The organism is Streptomyces sp. NC-S4, from assembly GCF_054353315.1.
Genome location: NZ_CM135937.1, coordinates 7,267,393 through 7,286,065, shown reverse-complemented (window position 1 = coordinate 7,286,065; position 18,673 = coordinate 7,267,393). Strand labels below are relative to the sequence as shown.

Annotated in this window: 12 protein-coding genes; 1 reads left to right on the top strand and 11 read right to left on the bottom strand. The window is 74.9% G+C overall.

Annotation, left to right across the window (positions count from 1 at the left end):
* Nucleotides 1-31: 31 nt before the first annotated feature.
* Complete coding sequence (locus tag ACXNSR_RS32680; protein ID WP_458638954.1) at nucleotides 32-589, bottom strand: hypothetical protein; 558 nt, start codon at nucleotides 587-589, stop codon at nucleotides 32-34.
* A gap of 97 nt (nucleotides 590-686) precedes the next feature.
* Nucleotides 687-1,721 (bottom strand): LuxR C-terminal-related transcriptional regulator, encoded by a 1,035-nt coding sequence (locus ACXNSR_RS32675; RefSeq protein WP_458638953.1) that lies wholly within the window; start codon nucleotides 1,719-1,721, stop codon nucleotides 687-689.
* Nucleotides 1,722-1,966: 245 nt separating this feature from the next.
* Here ACXNSR_RS32675 and ACXNSR_RS32670 point away from each other — a divergent pair, with 245 nt between their 5' ends.
* Entirely contained in the window at nucleotides 1,967-2,194 is a 228-nt protein-coding gene (locus ACXNSR_RS32670) for a response regulator transcription factor (RefSeq protein WP_030716619.1), read from the top strand.
* Here ACXNSR_RS32670 and ACXNSR_RS32665 read toward each other — a convergent pair.
* From ACXNSR_RS32665 to ACXNSR_RS32625, 9 genes are all read right to left on the bottom strand, one after another.
* A complete protein-coding gene (locus ACXNSR_RS32665; protein ID WP_458638952.1) occupies nucleotides 2,188-3,513 on the bottom strand; it encodes an MFS transporter in 1,326 nt (441 codons plus the stop codon). The genes ACXNSR_RS32670 and ACXNSR_RS32665 overlap by 7 nt on opposite strands.
* A 47-nt stretch (nucleotides 3,514-3,560) precedes the next feature.
* Nucleotides 3,561-5,099, bottom strand: coding sequence for an amino acid adenylation domain-containing protein (locus ACXNSR_RS32660; RefSeq protein ID WP_458638951.1), 1,539 nt, complete (start codon nucleotides 5,097-5,099; stop codon nucleotides 3,561-3,563).
* Between the two features lie 102 nt (nucleotides 5,100-5,201).
* Entirely contained in the window at nucleotides 5,202-8,453 is a 3,252-nt protein-coding gene (locus ACXNSR_RS32655; protein ID WP_458638950.1) for a non-ribosomal peptide synthetase, read from the bottom strand.
* 19 nt (nucleotides 8,454-8,472) lie between these two features.
* Nucleotides 8,473-11,682 (bottom strand): non-ribosomal peptide synthetase, encoded by a 3,210-nt coding sequence (locus ACXNSR_RS32650; protein ID WP_458638949.1) that lies wholly within the window; start codon nucleotides 11,680-11,682, stop codon nucleotides 8,473-8,475.
* A complete protein-coding gene (locus ACXNSR_RS32645; protein ID WP_458638948.1) occupies nucleotides 11,679-13,490 on the bottom strand; it encodes a condensation domain-containing protein in 1,812 nt (603 codons plus the stop codon). The genes ACXNSR_RS32650 and ACXNSR_RS32645 overlap by 4 nt, the downstream gene beginning before the upstream one ends.
* Complete coding sequence (locus ACXNSR_RS32640; RefSeq protein ID WP_189741799.1) at nucleotides 13,483-13,707, bottom strand: MbtH family protein; 225 nt, start codon at nucleotides 13,705-13,707, stop codon at nucleotides 13,483-13,485. Before ACXNSR_RS32640 ends, ACXNSR_RS32645 begins: the two co-directional genes overlap by 8 nt.
* 75 nt (nucleotides 13,708-13,782) lie before the next feature.
* Entirely contained in the window at nucleotides 13,783-16,050 is a 2,268-nt protein-coding gene (locus ACXNSR_RS32635; RefSeq protein WP_458638947.1) for a pyridoxal-phosphate dependent enzyme, read from the bottom strand.
* Between the two features lie 2 nt (nucleotides 16,051-16,052).
* A complete protein-coding gene (locus ACXNSR_RS32630; RefSeq protein WP_458638946.1) occupies nucleotides 16,053-17,051 on the bottom strand; it encodes a GHMP family kinase ATP-binding protein in 999 nt (332 codons plus the stop codon).
* Nucleotides 17,017-18,585, bottom strand: a complete 1,569-nt coding sequence (locus tag ACXNSR_RS32625) for a lyase family protein (RefSeq protein ID WP_458638945.1) — start codon at nucleotides 18,583-18,585, stop codon at nucleotides 17,017-17,019. The genes ACXNSR_RS32630 and ACXNSR_RS32625 overlap by 35 nt, the downstream gene beginning before the upstream one ends.
* Nucleotides 18,586-18,673 lie beyond the last annotated feature (88 nt).

Sequence of the window (18,673 nt, the reverse complement as noted above, 5' to 3'; positions counted from 1 at the left end):
TCCTCCCTCCCCCCTTTCGCGCACCGGGCCGTCAGTCACCCGCACCGCTCAGGGAGATGACGGCGTACTGCGCCTGCGGTGCGCCGACACACCTGCGCGACCACCGGGCCGGTACGTACAGCACCTCGCCGGGCAGCAGCCGGCACTGGAAGGACTCCGGCCGGCCGCTCTCGCCGGTCCCGGTCAGCTGCCAGGTCACGGCGCCGGCGATCTGGTGGATCAGCAGGTGCTCCCGGCCCCCGGGCTGCCCGGCCCATACCGCGTCCACGCCTACGCCCGGCGCGGCCCCGGCCGTCTCCACCCGGTCCAGCCGGACGCACAGGCCGGTCAGGGCAGCGAGTTCGGCGGTGAACCGGTCCACCTGGGCCGGGCACACGGCACCACCCGCCGGGCCCGCCGCGGAGCCGTCGGCGCCGAAGGCACCGACGGCTCCGTCGTCGTCACCGGCGTCGGCGGGGTCGCCGAAGGCCGGGTTGTCGTACTCGGGCCACAGCACACCCGGCGCCCGGTCCAGGTGGACCGAGAGGAACAGGACGATCTCCCGCAGGTGCGGGGCCTCCCGTTCGCTGACTTCGTCCGGCATGTCCATCACGTGCCCCTCTTGTTCGGCGGCTCCACAGCTCCCATCACAGCAGCATGCGACACGCCCGCCGACCACGACAGACACGAGAATGCGTGACACCAGGTCAGGAGTGCTGTACCGCCTCGCCGTCCGCCTCGGACTCCAGGGTCAGCAGGCCGCGCGCGGCCGCGGCCACACCGGCCTGGAACCGGCTGCCCGCGCCCAGCTCCTGCATGATGTCGGCGATGTGGCGCCGCGCCGTGCGCAGTGACATGCCCAGGCGCCGCGCGATGGCCTCGTCCTTCAGACCGGCGGCGAGCAGCCGGATGATCGTCTCGTGGATCTCGCGGGCCACCTCTTCGAGCCCCTGGCCCGCCGCGGCCGAGAACGGCGAGGCCAGGTCCCAGGTCTGGTCGAAGATGTTGCACAGGTACGCGACGGTCGAGGGCTCGCGGATGACCACGGCGCCCCAACTGCCGTCGGAGACGGGTATGAAGGCCAGTTCCCGGTCGAAGGCGATCAGCCGGCCGAACAGTTCGTGCGCGGTGCGGTACTGCGCCCCCAGTACGGAAGTGGCCGCGACGTAGGCCTGGCTCGGTCCGTTGAAGCGGGCGGTGTGGTGGTACAGGGTCCGGATCGAGATGCCCCGCTGGAGCATCGTCTCGTCCCGCCGCAACGCCTCCTGCATCGCCTCCGGCACCCTGCTGCCGCCCCCGGGCTGCGAGCTGAGCATCTCGGTCGTGCAGTTGAGGGAGGCCCGGTTGAGTGCCCCGCGCACGTCCTCCAGGCTCTCCAGGACCTCCAGCGACTCCCCCGTGGAGCGGCGGCCGAGATAGTGCGGCAGGAAGCGCCCCAGGTCCTCGCGGATCCCGCTGATCTCCCGCTGCTGGTCGCGGATCCGCGCCTCCAGGGGGGCGACGAGCTGCTCGGCGGCCGTGTCCGGTGCCACGGCGAAGGCCACCGACGGGTCGACCGGGCTCACGTGCAGCAGGCGTGAGGCGCGCAGCCGCGCCACGCTCCGCCGGACCTCGTCCGCATCGTGCCCCGTACCCGCGGCCACCGCGTCCACGTCCACCGTGCGGTGCTCGAGCACCCATCCGTAGACATCGATGTCAACATCAGCGCTGTTCGGATCCGGCACCACGTCAGATGTTCGCATTGCCCCACTTTGCCTTTTTCGCCCCTGGTCGCTTTACTGCCAGGCACTTTGGTGAGGTGCCCGCCCCCTGGCGCCAGGATATGCAGGGCGAAAGGCTGTACCCGACGAACAGCAGCGGGTGTCCGGCCACTTCAGGCCCCGGACGTCCGAAACGGCGCGATCACACGCAAAGTGATCGCACCGTCACCGGGAACGCCGGACCCCGCCGCGCCCCTCCACCTTCTCTCCCGAATCCGGAGCCCCCCATGCTGCACACCACGCTCACCGCCCGCGCACCGGAGCTGCCCGCCCTGACCCCCCGCGAGCAGGAGGTGCTGGCCTACCTCGCGCAGGGGGACACGTACCGGATGATCGCCTGCCGGATGGGGCTCAGCCCGCACACGGTCGACACCTACCTGCGCCGGCTGCGCAGCAAGACCGGCGCGGTGAACCGGACCCAGCTCACCCACATCGCCTTCCGCATGGGCTACTGAGCCGGCCGCGCGGCCCCGGCGCCGGCCCCGGCCTCCGGCACGTCGTCCTCGAACTCCCGCATCCGCCGAAGCGGGGAGCAGAGCAGGACCAGCGGGGCCGCCGAGAGGGCGGCGGCGCACAGCCACAACGCGTCGCGCACGCCGAGCAGTTCACCGAGGAGTCCCGCCAGCAGGCCGCTCAGGGGCAGCACCCCCCACACCAGGAAGCGCATGGTGGCGGTCATCCGGCCGAGCAGGTGCGGCGGGCAGACCGTCTGCCGGTAGGTGACCTGGCAGATGTTGTACAGGGTGACGCCGGCCGACTGGACGAGCGATCCGAGCACGAACAGGCCGATCCGCCAGTCGTTGCCGGCGAGCGGGAGCAGCAGCCCGAAGGGCATCGTGACCAGCAGGGACAGCCATGTGAGCCGGGCCGCGCCGACGGCCCGGGTCACCCGGTCCGCGAAGGTGGCCGCGAGCACCGAGCCGATCGTGGCCGTCGTCAGCACCCAGCCGAGGGCCGCGGGCGGCAGCCCCACGGTGCGGGTCAGGAAGAGCACCTCGATGGCCATCACCGCGCTGAGGAACAGGTTCACGGCAGCCGTGTTCAGGGCGATGAGCCGCAGGATCCGGTGGCTCAGGACGTAGCCCAGCCCTTCCCGGATGTCGCACAGCAGGTGGCGGCGCGGGGCGGGCTCCGGCTTCTCCTCCCGGGCCCCGATCCGCCCCAGCAGGACCACGGACGCCAGTGAGGTGACGGCCTGCCCGGCCAGTGTCCCGGCCGCGCCCAGCAGCTGCACCAGGAAGCCGGCGATACCGGGGCCCGCGAACTCGGCCCCCGAACGCACCGTCTCCAGCTTCGAGTTGCCCGCGATCAGGGTGTCCTTGCCGATGAGGGTCGGCAGGTAGCTCTGATCGGCCACGTCACCGAAGAGCCGGGCGCAGCCGAGCAGCAGGGCGACCGCGTACAGCAGCGGCATCGAGTGCAGGTCCAGCAGGTAGGCCACCGGCAGCGCCGTCAGCAGGACGGTGCGCGCCAGGTCGGCGGCCATCATCACGCGGCGCTTGCGCATCCGGTCCACCCAAGCGCCGGCGGGCAGCCCCAGCAGCAGGAACGCCGCGTGTTCCGCGGCGGACAGCAGACCCGCCTGCATCGCGGAGGCGTCGAGGGTGAGCACCGCCATCAGCGGAAGGGCCACGTACGTGATGCTGCCGCCCAGCTCGTTGCAGATGTGCGAGGACATGAAGAGCCGGAAGTCCCTGCGCCGGCGGCGCTGCACGGCCTGACCCGGCTCGGCGGACTCTGTCGGCTCGGCGGACTCGTCGGTGGTGACGGACACGGGTGCGTTCCTTGTCTGGTCGCGGACCGGGTCCGCGGGCTGCTGGTTCATCGGGGGGCGGGCGCGGGGAGCGCCCTGGGGTCGAGCTTGCCGCCCGGGGTCCGCGGCAGCCTGTCCATCAGTGTCACCACGGCCGGTACGAGGTACCCGGGCACCTTGGCCAGAAGATGACGGCGCAGGGCGTCCGGGGTGAGGGCGCTGCCGGGGGTGACGGCGGCCCAGGCGGCCAGCTGCGGTCCGCCGGCCGCCGGGACGGCGCGGGCGACCACGTCGACGACATCGGGGTGGGCGGCCACGGCCGCCTCCACCTCCTTGAGTTCGACCCGGTGGCCGCGGATCTTGACCTGGTCGTCGGCGCGCCCGAGGAAGACGAGCGGGCCGCCGGGCGCGCGGGTGACGCGGTCGCCCGTGCGGTACATGCGCTCGCCCGGGGCCTCGGCGAAGGGGTCGGCGACGAACCGCTCGGAGGTCAGCGCCGGCCGGCCGTGGTAGCCGCGCGCCAGGCAGGAACCCGCCAGGTACAGCTCACCCGCGGCGCCGGGGGGCGCCTCGCGCAGCTCCTCGTCGAGGACGTAGGCGCGTACGCCCGCCAGCGGTTCGCCGAGCGGGATCAGCTCGTCGCCCGTGAAGCCGGCCAGTTCGTCCGGTCCCGGCTCGTAGGAGGTGGCGGTGATCGTGGACTCGGTGAGGCCGTAGCAGCTGATCACCGGGGGGTGCCCGGCGGCCGTCCAGCGCGTCAGGTCCGCGGTGCGGCCCGCGTCGCTGCCGATCACCACGCGGCGCAGTGCAGCGGGCAGCGGCCGCGGGGCGCGCTCCAGGTCCTTGGCCCACTGCGACCAGTACGGGGTGGGCAGGTTGACGACGCTGATCCGCTGTTCGCCGAGGAACGGCTCCAGTTCGGCGGGCGAGAGGACGTTGTCCTCGACGAAGACGGCCGTGCCGCCCGTGCACCAGGTGGGCAGGGCCTCCTCCAGGCTGACGTCGAAGGCGGGGGCCGCGAACTGCAGGACCGCGTCCTCGGCGGTCAGCCCGTAGCGTCCGGCCAGGGTGGCGACCTGGGCGGCGAGTCCGGCGTGGCCGACCGCCACCGGCTTGGGCTGCCCCGTGGAGCCGGAGGTGAAGAGCACGTAGGCGAGGGAGCCGGGGGCGACGTCGGCGGGCCGGGCCTCTGACGCGGGGGCCGTGGTCGAGGTGGAGGCCCAGAACAGCTCGCTCCCGGTGCGGCGTTGCAGGATCGCCGCCGCGCAGGTGTCCTGCGCGACCGCGTGCCGGGTCCCGGCGGCCCGCAGCAGGGTGCGCAGCCGCTCGTCGGGGGCGTCGAGGTCCACCAGGAGGGGGGCCGCGCCCGCGTACCAGATCCCCAGCAGCCCCACCGCCCAGTGGACGCCCCGGCGCACCCCCAGGAGCACGGTGTCCTCCGGCCCGGCGCCCGCGGCGCGCAGTTCCTCGGCCACCGCGCGGGCCCGCCGGTCGAACTGGCGGTACGTCAGCTCTCCTTCGGGTGCGCGGACCGCGGTGGCCTCGGGTGCGGTCCCGGCCCGGTGCGCGATGCGCAGGGGCACGGGGGTGGTCTCGGTGGGGCTCATGGTGGGGTGTCTCCTGGGGGTGCGGGCGGGCTCTTCGCGGGGGCGCGGCGCGTGACCGCGCGTTCGGGGGCCGAAGGCGCCCGGACGCGCGGTCACGTCCGGTCAGCCCCGGTCGCGGGAGCGGGGGCGCAGGGCGGGGCGGGCGGGTGCGGTGGCGGCCTCGGCCAGGCGGGCGGCGATGCCCGCCGGGGTGGGCGTCTCGAAGAGGTCGCGGATGCCCAGTCGTACGCCCAGCTCCGTCCCGATGCGGCCGGTCAGCCGGGTGGCGAGGAGCGAGTGGCCGCCGTGGGCGAAGAAGTCGTCGTCCATGCCCGCCTCCTGGAGGCCGAGGACGGACGCGAAGATCTCGCAGACCGCCTTCTCGGCGGGGGTGGAGGGCAGCCGGCCGGCCGGGCGGTGCACGGTGGCCGGGTCGGGGAGCGCCTTGCGGTCGAGCTTGCCGTTGACGGTGAGCGGGAACCTCGGCAGGTGCAGGAACAGCGACGGCACCATGTAGTTGGGCAGGTTCCGGCCCAGTTCGGTGCGGACCTCCTCGGCGGTGGGCGTGCCGGTGAAGTAGCAGACGAGCCGCTGCTGGCCCGCGTGGTCGCGGTCGACGGCGACGACCGCCTCGCCGACGCCGGGTACGGCGCGCAGAGCGGTCTCCACCTCGCCGAGTTCGATGCGGTTGCCGCGGACCTTGACCTGGTGGTCCTGGCGGCCGAGGAAGTCGAGCTGGCCGTCGGTCCGCATCCGGGCGAGGTCGCCGGTGCGGTACATCCGGCTGCCGGGCACGGCGGAGAACGGGTCGGGGACGTAGCGCTCGCTGGAGCGGCGCGGGTCGCGCAGGTAGCCGGGGCCCACGCCGGTGCCGCCGATGAAGAGTTCGCCGGGCACGCCCGGCGGTACGGGCGCGAGCGCGGCGTCGAGCAGGTACAGGGTGTTGTTGCGCAGCTGGCGGCCGACGGGCAGTCGGCCGTGTTCCAGCTGGGCGTGCACGTCGGGGCCGATGAAGGCGTGGGTGTTGTCGTCGGAGCACTCGGTGAGGCCGTAGGCGTTGACGATCGCGGCCTGCGGGTGGCGCGCGTACCAGCGGGTGCACAGTTCGGGCGGCAGCACCTCGCCGTTGACGATGAACCAGCGCAGTTCGGGCAGGGCCGGCGGCAGCACGCCGGTGTCCCACAGGTCGACGGCGGCGCGGACGAAGGAGGGCACGGTCTCCAGGACGGTGATCCCCCGGCGGGCGGCGTCGTCGAAGAGGGCGGCCGGGTCGCGGGCGGTGTCCCGGGTGACCAGGTGGACCTGTCCGCCGGTGATCAGCGGGGCGAGCATCTGCCACACGGAGATGTCGAAGGTGAGCGGGGCGTTCATCACCACGCGGTCGCCGTCGCCGAGGCCGAGGTCCTCGACCTTGGCCAGGAGGTGGTTGTTCATGCCCCGGCGGTGGACCATGGCGCCCTTGGGCTTGCCGGTGGAGCCCGAGGTGAAGCAGACGTAGGCGAGGGCGTCGGGTCCGCCGGCGGGCGCCGGGCGCTCGCCCGGGGCGGCGGCCGCGTCGTCGATGACGCGGACGGGCAGGCCGCCGGGGACGGCGGCGGCGATCTCCTCGGCGCGGGCGCGCTGTTCGGGTGCGGCCAGCAGGCGGGCGATCCCGCCGCTCGCGAGGAGGTCGGCGGTCCGGGTGACCGGGCCCTCTGGGTCGAGGGGGACGTAGGCCGCTCCGGAGCCGAGGATGCCGAGCATCGCGACGGGGACCCGGGCGGTGGGCTCGCTCAGCACGGCGACCAGGTCGCCGGGGCGCACGCCGTCGGAGAGCAGGGCCAGGGCCAGGGCGTCGGCGCGGGCGACGAGGGCCGCGTAGCTCAGTTCGCGGCCGGTCTCGTCGGTGGTGGCGACGGCGTCGGGGCGGCGCTCGGCCTGCTGCCGCACCCGCTCGACGACTTCGGCGTACTGCTCGTCGCGTGCGGTGTCGTTCCATTCGACCAGGACGCGGTGGCGTTCTGCGGGCGAGAGCAGGTCCACGGTGCCCACCGGGCACGACGGGTCCTCGGCGACGGCTTCCAGGAGCCGGGCGAGGCGCTCCAGCAGGGCCTGGGCGGTGTCCCGGTCGAAGACGTCCGGCCGGTAGTCGATCTGCAGGCGCAGCCGGTCGCCGGGGATGGCGGTCAGCGAGAGCGGGTAGTGGGCGGCGTCGTACGGGTCCACCCCGGTGACCCGCAGCCCGCCCGCGCCGAGGGCGGCGAGGCCGGCCTCGTCGACCGGGTAGTTCTGGAAGGCGACGCAGGAGTCGAAGAGCTCCCCCGCCCCGGCGAGCCGCTGGATCTCGACCAGGCCCAGGTGGTGGTGGTCGATCAGCCGCGCCTGCTCGTCCTGGAGCCGTTCGAACAGGGCGACGAGGGACTCGGCGGGGTCGATGCGGACGCGGACCGGCACGGTGTTGATGCACAGGCCCACGATGTCGGCGACGCCGGGCAGTTCGGGGTCGCGACCGCTGACGATGGCGCCGAAGACCACGTCCTCGGAGCGGATCTGCCGGCCGAGCAGGAGCGCCCACGCGCCCTGGAGCAGGGTTCCGGAGGTGATCCGGTGGCCGCGCGCGAGGGCGCCGAGCCGCTCGGTCAGGGACTCGGGGAGGTAGGTCTCCACGCGGTCGGGCAGGACCGAGCCGGGCGGCGGGGACACCGGCGCGGTGCGGGTTCCGCCCGGCAGACCGTCCAGGGCGCGGGTCCAGGCGTCCTGGGCGGCGGCCGTGTCGCGGCCGTGGAGCCGGGCCAGGAAGGCGGAGTACGGGGTGACCGGGCCCAGGGGCGCGTCGTCGGCGTGGTGCAGGGCGAGGAGTTCACGCACCAGGACCGGCCAGGACCAGCCGTCCATCAGGATGTGGTGGTAGGTCAGCAGCAGCCGGTGGGACAGCGGGCCGGTGCGGATCAGGGTGAAGCGCAGCAGCGGCGGCCGGGCGAGGTCGAAGCGGGTGGCCCGGTCCTCGGCGAGGAGGGTGTCGACGGCGGCCGCGCGCTCGGCCGCGCCGAGCCCGGACAGGTCCACCTCCTGCCAGGGGGCCCGTACGCCGCGCTGGACGACCTGGGCGGGTTCGCCGGTGGCGCGGCGCAGGAAGCCGGCGCGGAGGTTGGCGTGCCGTTCCAGGACGGTGTCGGCGGCGGCGCGCAGCCGGTCCGCGTCGAGGGGGCCGTCGAGGTCGAGGAGCAGCTGGGCGACGTAGACGTCGCGCTCGTCCTCGTCGAAGAGGGCGTGAAAGAGGATGCCGTCCTGGAGCGGGGAGAGCGGCAGGACGTCCTCGACCAGGGAGCGTGCGGCGGGGGCGGCGGCTGGGGCGGGAGCGGAGGTGGAGGTGGAGGTGGACGGCGGGTGGTTCACGGTGGTGTTCCTTCGGTGGTCAGGCGGTCTGGGTGCGGCGGGCCCGGCGGACGATCGGCGGGTCCTCGGCGCCGGTGCCGGCGGCCGTGGCGGCGGGCAGGGCGGCGGCCAGTTCGGCGATGGTGGGGCCGGTGAAGAACTGGCGGATGCCGATGGCGGCTCCGAACCGCGCCTTGACCTCGGCGAGCAGCTGGGTGGCGAGCAGGGAGTGTCCGCCGAGGTCGAAGAAGCTGTCGTGGACGCCGATCCGCGGCAGGCCGAGGACCTGTTCCCAGATCGCGCACAGGGCGCGCTCGTCGTCGGTGCGCGGCTCCTGGTGGGTCCCTTCGCCGCCGACGGCCGCCGGATCCGGCGCGGGCAGGGCGGTCAGGTCGGTCTTGCCGTTGGCCGTCACGGGGAAGGCGTCCAGCAGGGTGAGGGTGGCGGGCACCATGTAGTCGGGCAGCCGGGCGCGCAGGTGCTCGCGCAGTTCCCGCGGGTCGGGTGCGGGGATTCCCTCGGCGGGGACCGCGTAGCCCGCGAGCGCGGGTCCGGCGGCCGTGTCCACGACGGTGACGGCGGCCTGGCCCACCGCCGGGTGGCCGGCCAGGGCGTGTTCGATCTCGCCGGGTTCGATGCGCAGCCCGCGGATCTTGACCTGCCGGTCGGCGCGGCCGAGGTACTCGACCTGGCCGTCGCCGTTCCAGCGGGCCAGGTCGCCGGTGCGGTACATGCGGGTGCCCGGGGGGCCGTACGGGCAGGCGACGAAGCGTTCGGCGGTCAGTGCCGCCCGGCCGAGGTAGCCCTGGGCGAGTCCGGCGCCCGCGATGTAGAGCTCGCCGACGACGCCCGGGGCCACGAGGCCGAGCCGCCCGTCCAGGACGTGGAGCTGCGTACCGTCGAGCGGGCGGCCGATCGGGACCTGTCCTTCGGGGGCCTCCTGGCCCGGGCCGACGGCGAAGGTCGCGGCGAAGGTGGTGGTCTCGGTGGGGCCGTAGGCGTTGGTGACGGTGGTGCCGGGGCATGCCTCGCGGACCCGGCGGACCATGGACGGCGAGGCGGCCTCGCCGCCGGTCATCACCTCGTGCAGCGAGCCGAGGGCGGGCAGGCAGCGGTCGGCCAGGACGTTGAAGAGGGTGGCGGTGAGGAAGGTTCCGGTGACCTTCTCCTCGGTCATCAGCCGGGCCAGCGCGTCGACGTCGAGTTCGCCGGGCGGTGCGACGACGACCAGGCCGCCGTTCAGGAGCGGCACCCACAGCTCGTAGGTGGAGGCGTCGAAGGCGTGCGGGGAGCGGAACAGGACCCGTTCGTGCGCTCCGCCGCGCCAGCGCCCGTCGGTGGCGAGGGCGACGACCTCGCGGTGGGAGACGGCCACGCCCTTGGGGGTGCCCGTGGAGCCGGAGGTGTACATCAGGTAGGCGAGCGCCTCGGGGTGCCCGGGGTGCCCGGCCGTCGCGGCTTGCGCGGCCCCGCCGGCGCGGGTCCCGTCCGGGCGCAGCACGTGGTGCGGCCCCGCCGGTACGGGCTCGCCGTCCGGGAGGTCGGTGACGAGGACGGCGGCCCCGGCCGCGGTGATCACGGCCTCGGTCCGGGCGCGCGGGGCCCGCGCGTCCAGCGGCAGGTAGGCGGCGCCCGCCTTGAGGATGCCGAGGCAGGCGGCGACGAGCTCGGCCGAGCGGTCCATCAGTACGGCGACGGCCTCGCCCGGGCGGACGCCGAGGGTGCGCAGCCGTCCGGCGATCCGGTCGGCCGAGGCGTCGAGTTCGGCGTACGTGGTCTCCCTGCCGGCGCAGAGCACCGCGGCCCGGTCGGGGTGGTCGGCGGCGCGTTCGGCGAAGGCCCCGTGGACGGTGCGGTCGTCGGCGGCGGCGGGTGCGCCCTGCCAGTGCTCCAGGAGGTCGGCGCGCTCCCCCGGCAGCAGGACGTCGAGGGCGGAGATCGGCGTCCCCGGTTCGCGGACGACGGCGCCGATGAGGTGGACGAGCCGGTCCAGCAGGCGCCGGGCCGTGGCCTCGTCGAACAGGTCGCTCGCGTACTCCAGGCCGAGGGCCAGGCCCCGGGGTGCTCCGGTGGCCGGGTCGTGGAGCTCCTCGACCTCCAGGGTGAGGTCGAACTTGGCGGTGTCGGTGCGTACCGCCTCCACCTCCGCGGCCAGGCCCGCGAAGGCGGGGGTCTGCGGCTCGGTGCGCTGTGCGGAGACGGCGACCTGGAAGAGCGGGTGCCGGGCGGGCGAGCGGGCCGGGTTGAGGCGCTCGACGAGCGATTCGAAGGGCAGTTCCTGGTGGGCGTACGTCGCAAGGGCCGCGGACCGGACGCGGCCCAGCACCTCCGTGAAGGCGGGGTCGCCGGAGGTGTCGGCGCGCACGATCAGGGTGTTGACGAAGAGGCCCACGAGGTCGGTGAGGGCTTCGTCGTCGCGGCCGTCGACGGGGCAGCCGAGCGGCAGGTCGGTGCCGGCGCCGAGGCGGGTGAGCAGGACCGCGAAGGCGGCCTGGACGGCCATGAACGGCGTGGCGCGGCCGCCCCGGGCCAGCGCGGCCAGGCCCGCGTGGACGGCGGCGTCGGTCCGCGCCTCCACCAGGGCGCCCCGGTGGCCGGCCACGGCCGGGCGCGGCCGGTCGGCGGGCAGGGCCAGCTCCTCGGGCAGGCCGTCCAGGGCGGCCGCCCAGTGGGTGAGCAGCCGGGCGTGCAGGGAGGCGGGGTCCTGGGCCGCCCCGAGGACCTCGCGCTGCCACAGGGCGTAGTCCGGGTACTGGACGGCCAGTTCGGGCCACTCGGGCGGGCGGCCGGAGCACCGGGCGGTGTAGGCGGCGGCGAGGTCGCGGACGAGGACGTTCACGGAGTGGCCGTCGCCCGCGATGTGGTGCAGGACCAGCAGCAGGTAGTGGTCCTGGTCCCCGTCGGTGAACAGGTCGGCGCGCAGCGGCGGTTCGGCGGCGAGGTCGAAGGGCCGGGACGAGGCCTCCGCCGCCCGCCCGGCGCGCTCGGCGGGCGGGCAGACGGTGACGGTGAGCACCGGGACGGCGTCCGCGGGGTCCAGCACGCGCTGGTGGGGGCGGCCCGCCGCGTCGGGGAAGACGGTGCGCAGGGCTTCGTGGCGGCCGCTCACGTCCGCGAGCGCGGCCCGCAGGGCCGGTCGGTCGAGGGCGCCGCGCAGCCGCAGCCCGACGGGGATGTGGTAAAGCGCGCCGTCGGCGCCGTCCCGGGCGTGGAACCACAGCCGCTGCTGGGCGTGGGACAGAGGGATCACAGCAGGGCTCCGAGCTGGGATTCGAAGGTGTCGAGGTCGGCCTGGCTGACCTGGGCGAGGGACACGTCGGAAGGGGTCAGCCCGCCGGCGTCCGGGCGGGCGGCGTGGGTGACGACGGCGCGCAGCATGGTGAACCACTCCTGCGCGAGGTCGTGGACCCAGCTCCCCGGGAAGACGTTGCCCGCCCAGGTCCAGGTGGCGCTGAGGGTGAGGCCGTCCGGACCCTCGTGGGCGGCCGCGTTGACCTCCACGGCGTGCGCCATCGGAAGGCCTTCGTCGGCGTCGTCGAGGGCGAAGGCGTGCCCGGGCGCGGCGTCCCAGGGGGCGTCGCCGCCCATCGGGAACCGGCCGAGGTAGTTGAAGCCGATCTGGGGGATGCCGCGCGCCGCGAGGTCCGGCCCGGTACGGGAGTTGAGGTGGCGCAGCAGCCCGAAGCCGATGCCCTTGTCCGGTACGGCGCGCAGTTCCTCCTTGACCAGGCGCAGGGCGGCGCCGACCGCGGGTCCGCCGGCGCGGGCATCGTCGAGGTCGGGCCGGCCGAGGGCGAGGCGGACGGGGAACACGGTGGTGAACCAGCCGACGGTGCGGGACAGGTCCGTGCCGTCGGCGACGTCCTCCCGGCCGTGGCCCTCGACGTCGACGAGGACGGCGCCCTCCGCGTCGCCCGTGTCCTCGCCGTCGGCGCCGCGGCGGCCGAGGACGGCGAGGGCCAGGGCGGTCAGCAGGACGTCGTTGACGGTGCCGTTGACCAGGCCGGGGGCGGTGGTGAGCAGGGGGCCCGTGATCTCCGGCCCGAGGGTCAGGGTGAAGGTGTGGTCGGGGCTCTCGGGGTCGAGGCCGCCGGCCGTGCGGACCCCGGCGAGGGCCTGCGGGGCCTCGCGCAGGGCTGCGGCCCAGCGGCCGGCCTCGGCGGTCCGGCGGCCGGAGGTGGCCTCGGCGCGCAGCAGGTCGGCCCAGTGCGCGAAGGGGGTGTGCGCCGGTTCCAGGACGGGCTCGCGGCCCTCGGCGAGGGCCGCCGCGCAGGTCTTCAGGTCGTCCTGGAGGATCCGCCACGAGACGCCGTCCACCACGAGGTGGTGGACGACGAGCGCGAGACGTCCCTGCTGTCCGGCGCCCCGGTCGAGGAGCACGGCGCGCAGCATGTGGCCCTCGCGGGGCGAGAGCAGCCGCCGGGCCGCGCGCATCCGGTCCCGGGTGAGGTCGGGGAGTCCGGCGTCGTCCGTCCCGCGGGCGTCCACGTGCTCCAGCAGGTCCGCCGCGCTGACGGAGCCCGCGGGCGGCACGAGCGGCTCGGCGCCGGGGGCCCCGATCCCGTCGGGCAGCCGCAGGCGGAGCATCTCGTGGGTGTCGAGGAGGGCCTGGACGGTGCGTTCGGCGGCGTCCGCCCCGAAGCCCGGCGGGGTGCGCAGGACGAGCGACTGGTTGTAGGTGTCGACGGGGCCGCCGAGTTCGGCGAGCCAGCCCATGATGGGGGTGGGCGCCAGCGGGCCCAGGCGGCGCGGGGGCACGACCGGTCCGGCGCCCTCGCCCGCCCGGCCCTGGGCGCGGGCGGTGGCGGCGAGCGCGCTCACGCTCTCGGCCCGGAGCACGTCGCGGGTGCTGACGACCAGGCCGGCGGCGCGGGCGCGGCTGACGACCTGGATCGCCTGGATGCTGTCGCCGCCCAGCCCGGTGAAGCTGTGGCCCGCGTCGACCCCGGCGCGGCCGAGGACCTCGGCGAAGAGGGCGCACAGGGTCCGTACGGGGTCGGCCTCGGAGTCGGTGTCGGTGCCGGCCGGCCGGCCGGTGGGGTGGACGGGCTCAGCCACGGGGCGCGTTCCCGGCGAGGGCGGCCACCAGGGAGGCGGGGCGCATGTCGGTCCAGACCCGCTCGACGTGGTCCAGGCAGGCCTGTCGGCCGTCGGGGCCGTGCACCACGGTCCAGCCTGCCGGGACGGGGTTGGCGGCGGGCCACAGGGAGTGCTGCAGCTCGTCGTTGCGGACCACGACGTAGGTGGCGTTGTCGTTCTCGAAGGGGTTGCTCATGGCGGTTCACCTTTCGGGGCCGGGCGCGGCCGTACGGGTCGTACGGCGCACCCTCGGACAGGAATTGATGGATGGTCAGGAATGCTGTGCGGGCTCGATGTCGAGGCGGAGCAGGGACCGCGCCGCGTCGAGGGCGGCGTGCACGCCCTCGGGCTCCGGGTGGCGGGCGATCACGTGCCCGAGGCGGTCGGAGGCACTGCGGGGCCTGCGTACGGGCGCGCCGGGGGCGGCGGTGACCAGCACCGACTCGACCCCCTCGACGGCGGCGGCCTCCCGGGCGCCGTGGGCGGCCGTGAGGGTGCCGTCGGCGTCGGCGAGGAGGAACTGGATCCCGGCGTGGCCGGCCTCCTCGGCCTTGAGGTGCGGGGGCAGGCCGAGGGCGGCGCGCAGCTGCGCGTCGAGGAGGTCGATGCCGCTGGCCAGTCGGATCAGTTCGGGGATCATGCCACCGGCCGGGCGGGGGTTGATCTCGACGAGGGCGGGCCCGTCGGCGGTCAGTTTGACCTCGGTGTGGGTGGCTCCGAGCCGGATCCCGGCCGCGTCCAGGGCCGCCGTCACCGTCTCGGTGATCCGCTGGGCGGTGGCGGCGGGCAGCGGGGCGGGGAAGACGTGGCGGTGCTCGACGAAGTGGGGGGTGGCGGTCACGGACTTGGCGGTGATGCCGACGCACACGGCCCGGCCATCCCCGCTGAACATCTCGACGCTGTACTCCGGCGCGTCCAGGTACTCCTCGACGAGGACCGTGCGGGCGGTGGGCATGCCCCGGACGTTGGTGTCGATCGCGAGGATCTTCTCGATCTGGGCGCGGACCTCCGCCTCGTCGGCGCAGAGCAGGACGTTGGTGGAGCCCGAGTCGTCGGCCGGCTTGACCACGCAGGGCAGTCCGGTGCGGGCGACGGCGGCCGCGGCCCCGGCCGGCTCGCGGACCAGGGCGTAGCGGGGCTGGCGGACGCCCGCGGCCCGCATCCTCTCGCGCAGGGCGGACTTGTCGCGGCAGACGGCCACCGCCTCGGGCGCGTTGCCGGGCAGGCCGAGCCACTGGGCGATCCGGGCGGCGGCCGGTACGTAGAAGTCGCTGGTGGTGGTGACCCCGGCGATCTCCTCGCGGCGGAAGCGCTCCTGTACGGCGGCGCGCAGGGCGGCGTCGGAGTTGGTGTCGCAGCGCACCACCTCGGCGCCGGTCTCCGCGAGGCCCCGGTAGCGGTCGGGGTCGCCGGTCAGCAGGACCGGCACGGTGCCCAGTTCGCGCGCCCGGTCCAGGGCCAGCATGCCGGTTCCGGTGGTGTTGGACTCCACGAACAGCAGGTGCCGCTGGATCCCGGCGGGCGGGCTGTAGGCGAGGGCGGACCAGGTACGGGCCGTCCCGTCGGGGCCGAGGGCGGCCGGCGCCGTGGCGGTGGGCACCTCGCGCAGCCGGTTGGCCTCCCAGTGCTCGTCGTTGTAGACGGTGTCGGCGTAGCGGTCGCCGCGGTCGGGCAGGATGCCGACGATCCGGGTACCGGGCTCGGCGCGGTCGGCGAGGCCGGTGAGGACCCGGTAGACGGAGCCCGAGGTGTTGCCGCCGAAGATCTGCTGCTCGCGGGCGAGGTCCCAGGTCGCGGCGAAGGCCTCGTGGTCGTTGAGCCAGTGCACCTCGTCGACGAGGGTGCGGTCCAGGTTCTTGGGCAGCAGGCTGTTGCCCAGCCCGCTCTGCAGCCGCTGCGGTACGTCGGGCTGGCCGAAGAGGGCGCTGCCCACGCAGTCGACGCCGACGACGTGCAGGGCGGGCAGTCGCTCGCGCAGGGCGCGTGCCGTCCCGCAGAGGGAGCCGCCGCTGCCGACGGCTCCGACGAGGGTGTCGAACCGTCCCAGGTCCGCGAGGAGTTCACCGGCGAGGGTGCGGTAGGCGCCGGGGTTGTCGGGGTTGGTGTACTGCTGCGGCCAGAAGGCGCCCGGCAGTTCGCCCTGCAGTTCCGCGAGCCGCTCCAGGCGGGCGCTCTGCCAGCCGTGGCTGGTCATGGCCTCGACCACGTGCACCCGGCAGCCCAGGGCGCGGAGTTTGGCGAGGGTGACGGGGTCGATGCGCGGGTCGGTGACGATGTGGACCTCGTGGCCCAGGGAGCGGCCGACGAGGGCGACGCCGAGGGCCATCGTCCCCGAGGAGCTCTCGATGACGGGGGCACCCGGCTTCAGGGTGCCCAGTCGCCGGGCCTCCAGCAGGATGTTGCGGGCGACGCGGTCCTTCATCGCGAAGAGGTTCTGCAGTTCCAGCTTGGCGTAGACCTCCACGCCGCGGGCCTCGCCCAGGCGCAGCCGGACCAGCGGGGTCGCGCCGATCGCGTCCGTCACGGTGTCGAACAGCATGCTCAGATCTCCAGCTCGGTGGGGTGGGCGGGCGCGGCCTGCGGGCTCCAGCTGTCGTCGGCGCCGAGGGAGCGGTGTACGGACACCTCTCCGCCGAGGGCGGCGCAGCCGGCCCGGACGTGCTCGGTCTTGCCCGCGAGGGCCGGGTCGTTCGCCTCCAGGAGGACGCCGAGCATGGTGCCGCTGTGGGCGAGGACCAGGCCCAGGCCGTCGACCTCGCGGCACAGGGCGTGCAGCTGCGCGAATCCGGCGCGCCGGCGGCGGTGGGCGTTCATCTCGGCGCTGCGGGTGGAGACGGCGCCGACCTCCTGGAGGTCGCCGCCGGCCACGGCGCCGGTGAGCCGGTCCAGCAGGAGTGCGTACTCCTCCCGGTCGGCGGCGGCGATGGCCCGGGCGCCCCGGTTGTGCGCGACGGTGTCCACCTGGCCGCCCTCGTCGTGGGCGACGACGGTCAGCGGGGGCAGGACGCCGAGGCGGTGGCCGAGGCGCACCTCACGGTGGTGGAAGGCGACGATCTCGTCGTACATGACCCCGTCGGCCGGTTCGATGCCGCGCAGGAAGTCCTCCGTCTCGGCCGGGGTGAACTCGCGTCCGTGGGCGGCCCCCACCGCCCGTACGGTGGCGACGAGGTCGGCGGAGGAGCTGGCGAGGCCCTTGCCCTCGGGCAGGTCCCCGGCCACTTCCAGGAGGCCGCCGTCCGTCGTGCCGAGGGCGGCCAGGACGGCTTCGGCGACCCGGCGGGACTTGGCCTTGTGGGCCGGCCGCACCCGGACGTCGCGGCGGCCGGGGCTGGGGTGGAAGTGGGCGGTGGCCCAGCGGGCGAGGGGGAAGGTCACCAGGAAGTCCCCCTGCGGGTGCGGCAGGGCGCCCTGGAGCAGTTCGCCGAAGGTGCCGAAGGCACTGCCGGAGCCGGCCCCGGGAGCGGGGGCGGATCCGAGGACGGAGGCGGACGTCCCGCCGGCGGCGTCAGTGGGCGTGCTGTACACGGGCGCGGGTGCCATCGCCGTCCTCCTCGTGGATCTCGTCGCCGGCCGCGCCGTACAGGGCGCGGTCGCCTTCCTCGGCGCCCGCGCGGAGCGCGGCGGCGCGCAGTTCCCAGTCGGCGCCGAGCCGTTCGTACGTCTCCTGCTGGGTGCGCAGCACGGCGCGCACGGCGTCGGGGCGGGCCGAGCCGGCGGACACCATGCGCTCCAGGCCCCGGTCGACGTCGAAGGCCTCGGCGAGGAGCCGGGCGGGGTCGGCGAGGGTGATGCCGTGTCCGGCGGCCGCCTCGGCCAGCAGGGCGGGTTCGCCCGGGGCGGGCGCGGCGCCGGCCGCCGCGGCGAGCACGACGTACTTCCCGGCGACGACCTGGGCGGTGCGCCAGGGGACTCCTTCGGTGAGGCAGAGGGCGTTGGCGAGGCTGAACCCGCCGAGGAACTCGCGCTCGCACACCTGGCGCATGCGGTCGGCGCGGAAGGTCAGCCTGCGCAGCACCTCGGTGAGGAGGCGGACGGTGCCGTGGGCCGAGTCGAAGGCGTTCAGCAGGTGGGTGCCGGCTTCCTTGGACACCTCGACGAGGTTGCAGAAGGGGGTGTTGCGCTGGCCCAGGAGCACGTCGAAGTGGAAGGCGGTCAGGTGGGCGGTGCGCCCGCGGATGCGTTCCAGGACGGGGTAGTTCTTCTTCTGCGGCATGGCGGAGGAGATGCCGGAGAGCTCGTCGGGCAGTTCGATGAAGCCGTACTCGCTGCCGCCCCAGGTGAGCAGGTCGGTGGTGAAGCGGCTCAGGGCGGTGCCCAGCAGGCTGAGTTCGGCGGTCAGTTCGGCGCTCCAGCGGCGCGAGGCCACGGCGGTGAGCGCGTGCGGCTGAGGGCGGGAGAAGCCGAGCAGCCGTGCCATCCGGTCGCGGTCCCAGGGCAGTTCCTGCCCCGCCATGGCGCCGGCGCCCAGCGGGCAGGCGTCGATGCCGTCGTAGGCGTTCAGCAGCCGCGCGTGGGTGTGCAGCAGGTGCTCGGAGAGCGCGGCGAGGTGGAAGCCGGGGGTGATGATCTGGGCGGCCTGGAAGTGGGTGTACCCCGGCATGGGCAGGTCGCAGGTCTCCCGGGCCAGCCGGTGGACGACGGCGGCGAGTTCGAGGAGGGCCGCGGCGAAGCGGGTGAGCTGGTCGCGGCCGTACATCACCTGGGCGCAGGCCTGGAGGTCGTTGCGGCTGCGGTCGGCGTGCCAGCGCACGACCGGGGCGGGCAGGCCCGCCTCGACGTACCGTTCGAGGGCGAAGGCGATGTCCGACATGTTGGCGCCGGGCTGCGCGCTGAGGGTGTCGGGCCCGACGGAGTCCAGCAGGGCGGCGATCCGGTGGGCCTCCTCGGCGCTGATCAGGTCCATGCGGACGTACTCGGCGGCAAGGGTCTTTTCGATGGCGACGTAGTGGCGCAGCAGGTGGCGGGACTCGAACCCGAACTGCGGGGCGAGCACTTCGTCGTGCAGGAGTTCGGCGGGACCGCCGCTTATGCGGCCGCTCAGCTCGGGGGCGGGCCCCGGGGTGTCACTCGTCACGTGGTGTGTTCCGTTCCTGTTCTGGTGCGGGGGCGCGTCGGCGCATGCCTCGCCGACGCGCGGCGCGGGAAGGGGGTACGGGTCCCCG

What these genes read in the sequence shown, in the direction of transcription:
- ACXNSR_RS32680 (WP_458638954.1), bottom strand. Translation starts at nt 589, where the DNA reads ATGGACATGCCGGACGAAGTCAGCGAACGGGAGGCCCCGCACCTGCGG.
- ACXNSR_RS32675 (WP_458638953.1), bottom strand. Translation starts at nt 1,721, where the DNA reads ATGCGAACATCTGACGTGGTGCCGGATCCGAACAGCGCTGATGTTGAC.
- ACXNSR_RS32670 (WP_030716619.1), top strand. Translation starts at nt 1,967, where the DNA reads ATGCTGCACACCACGCTCACCGCCCGCGCACCGGAGCTGCCCGCCCTG.
- ACXNSR_RS32660 (WP_458638951.1), bottom strand. Translation starts at nt 5,099, where the DNA reads ATGAGCCCCACCGAGACCACCCCCGTGCCCCTGCGCATCGCGCACCGG.
- ACXNSR_RS32640 (WP_189741799.1), bottom strand. Translation starts at nt 13,707, where the DNA reads ATGAGCAACCCCTTCGAGAACGACAACGCCACCTACGTCGTGGTCCGC.
- ACXNSR_RS32635 (WP_458638947.1), bottom strand. Translation starts at nt 16,050, where the DNA reads ATGCTGTTCGACACCGTGACGGACGCGATCGGCGCGACCCCGCTGGTC.
- ACXNSR_RS32630 (WP_458638946.1), bottom strand. Translation starts at nt 17,051, where the DNA reads ATGGCACCCGCGCCCGTGTACAGCACGCCCACTGACGCCGCCGGCGGG.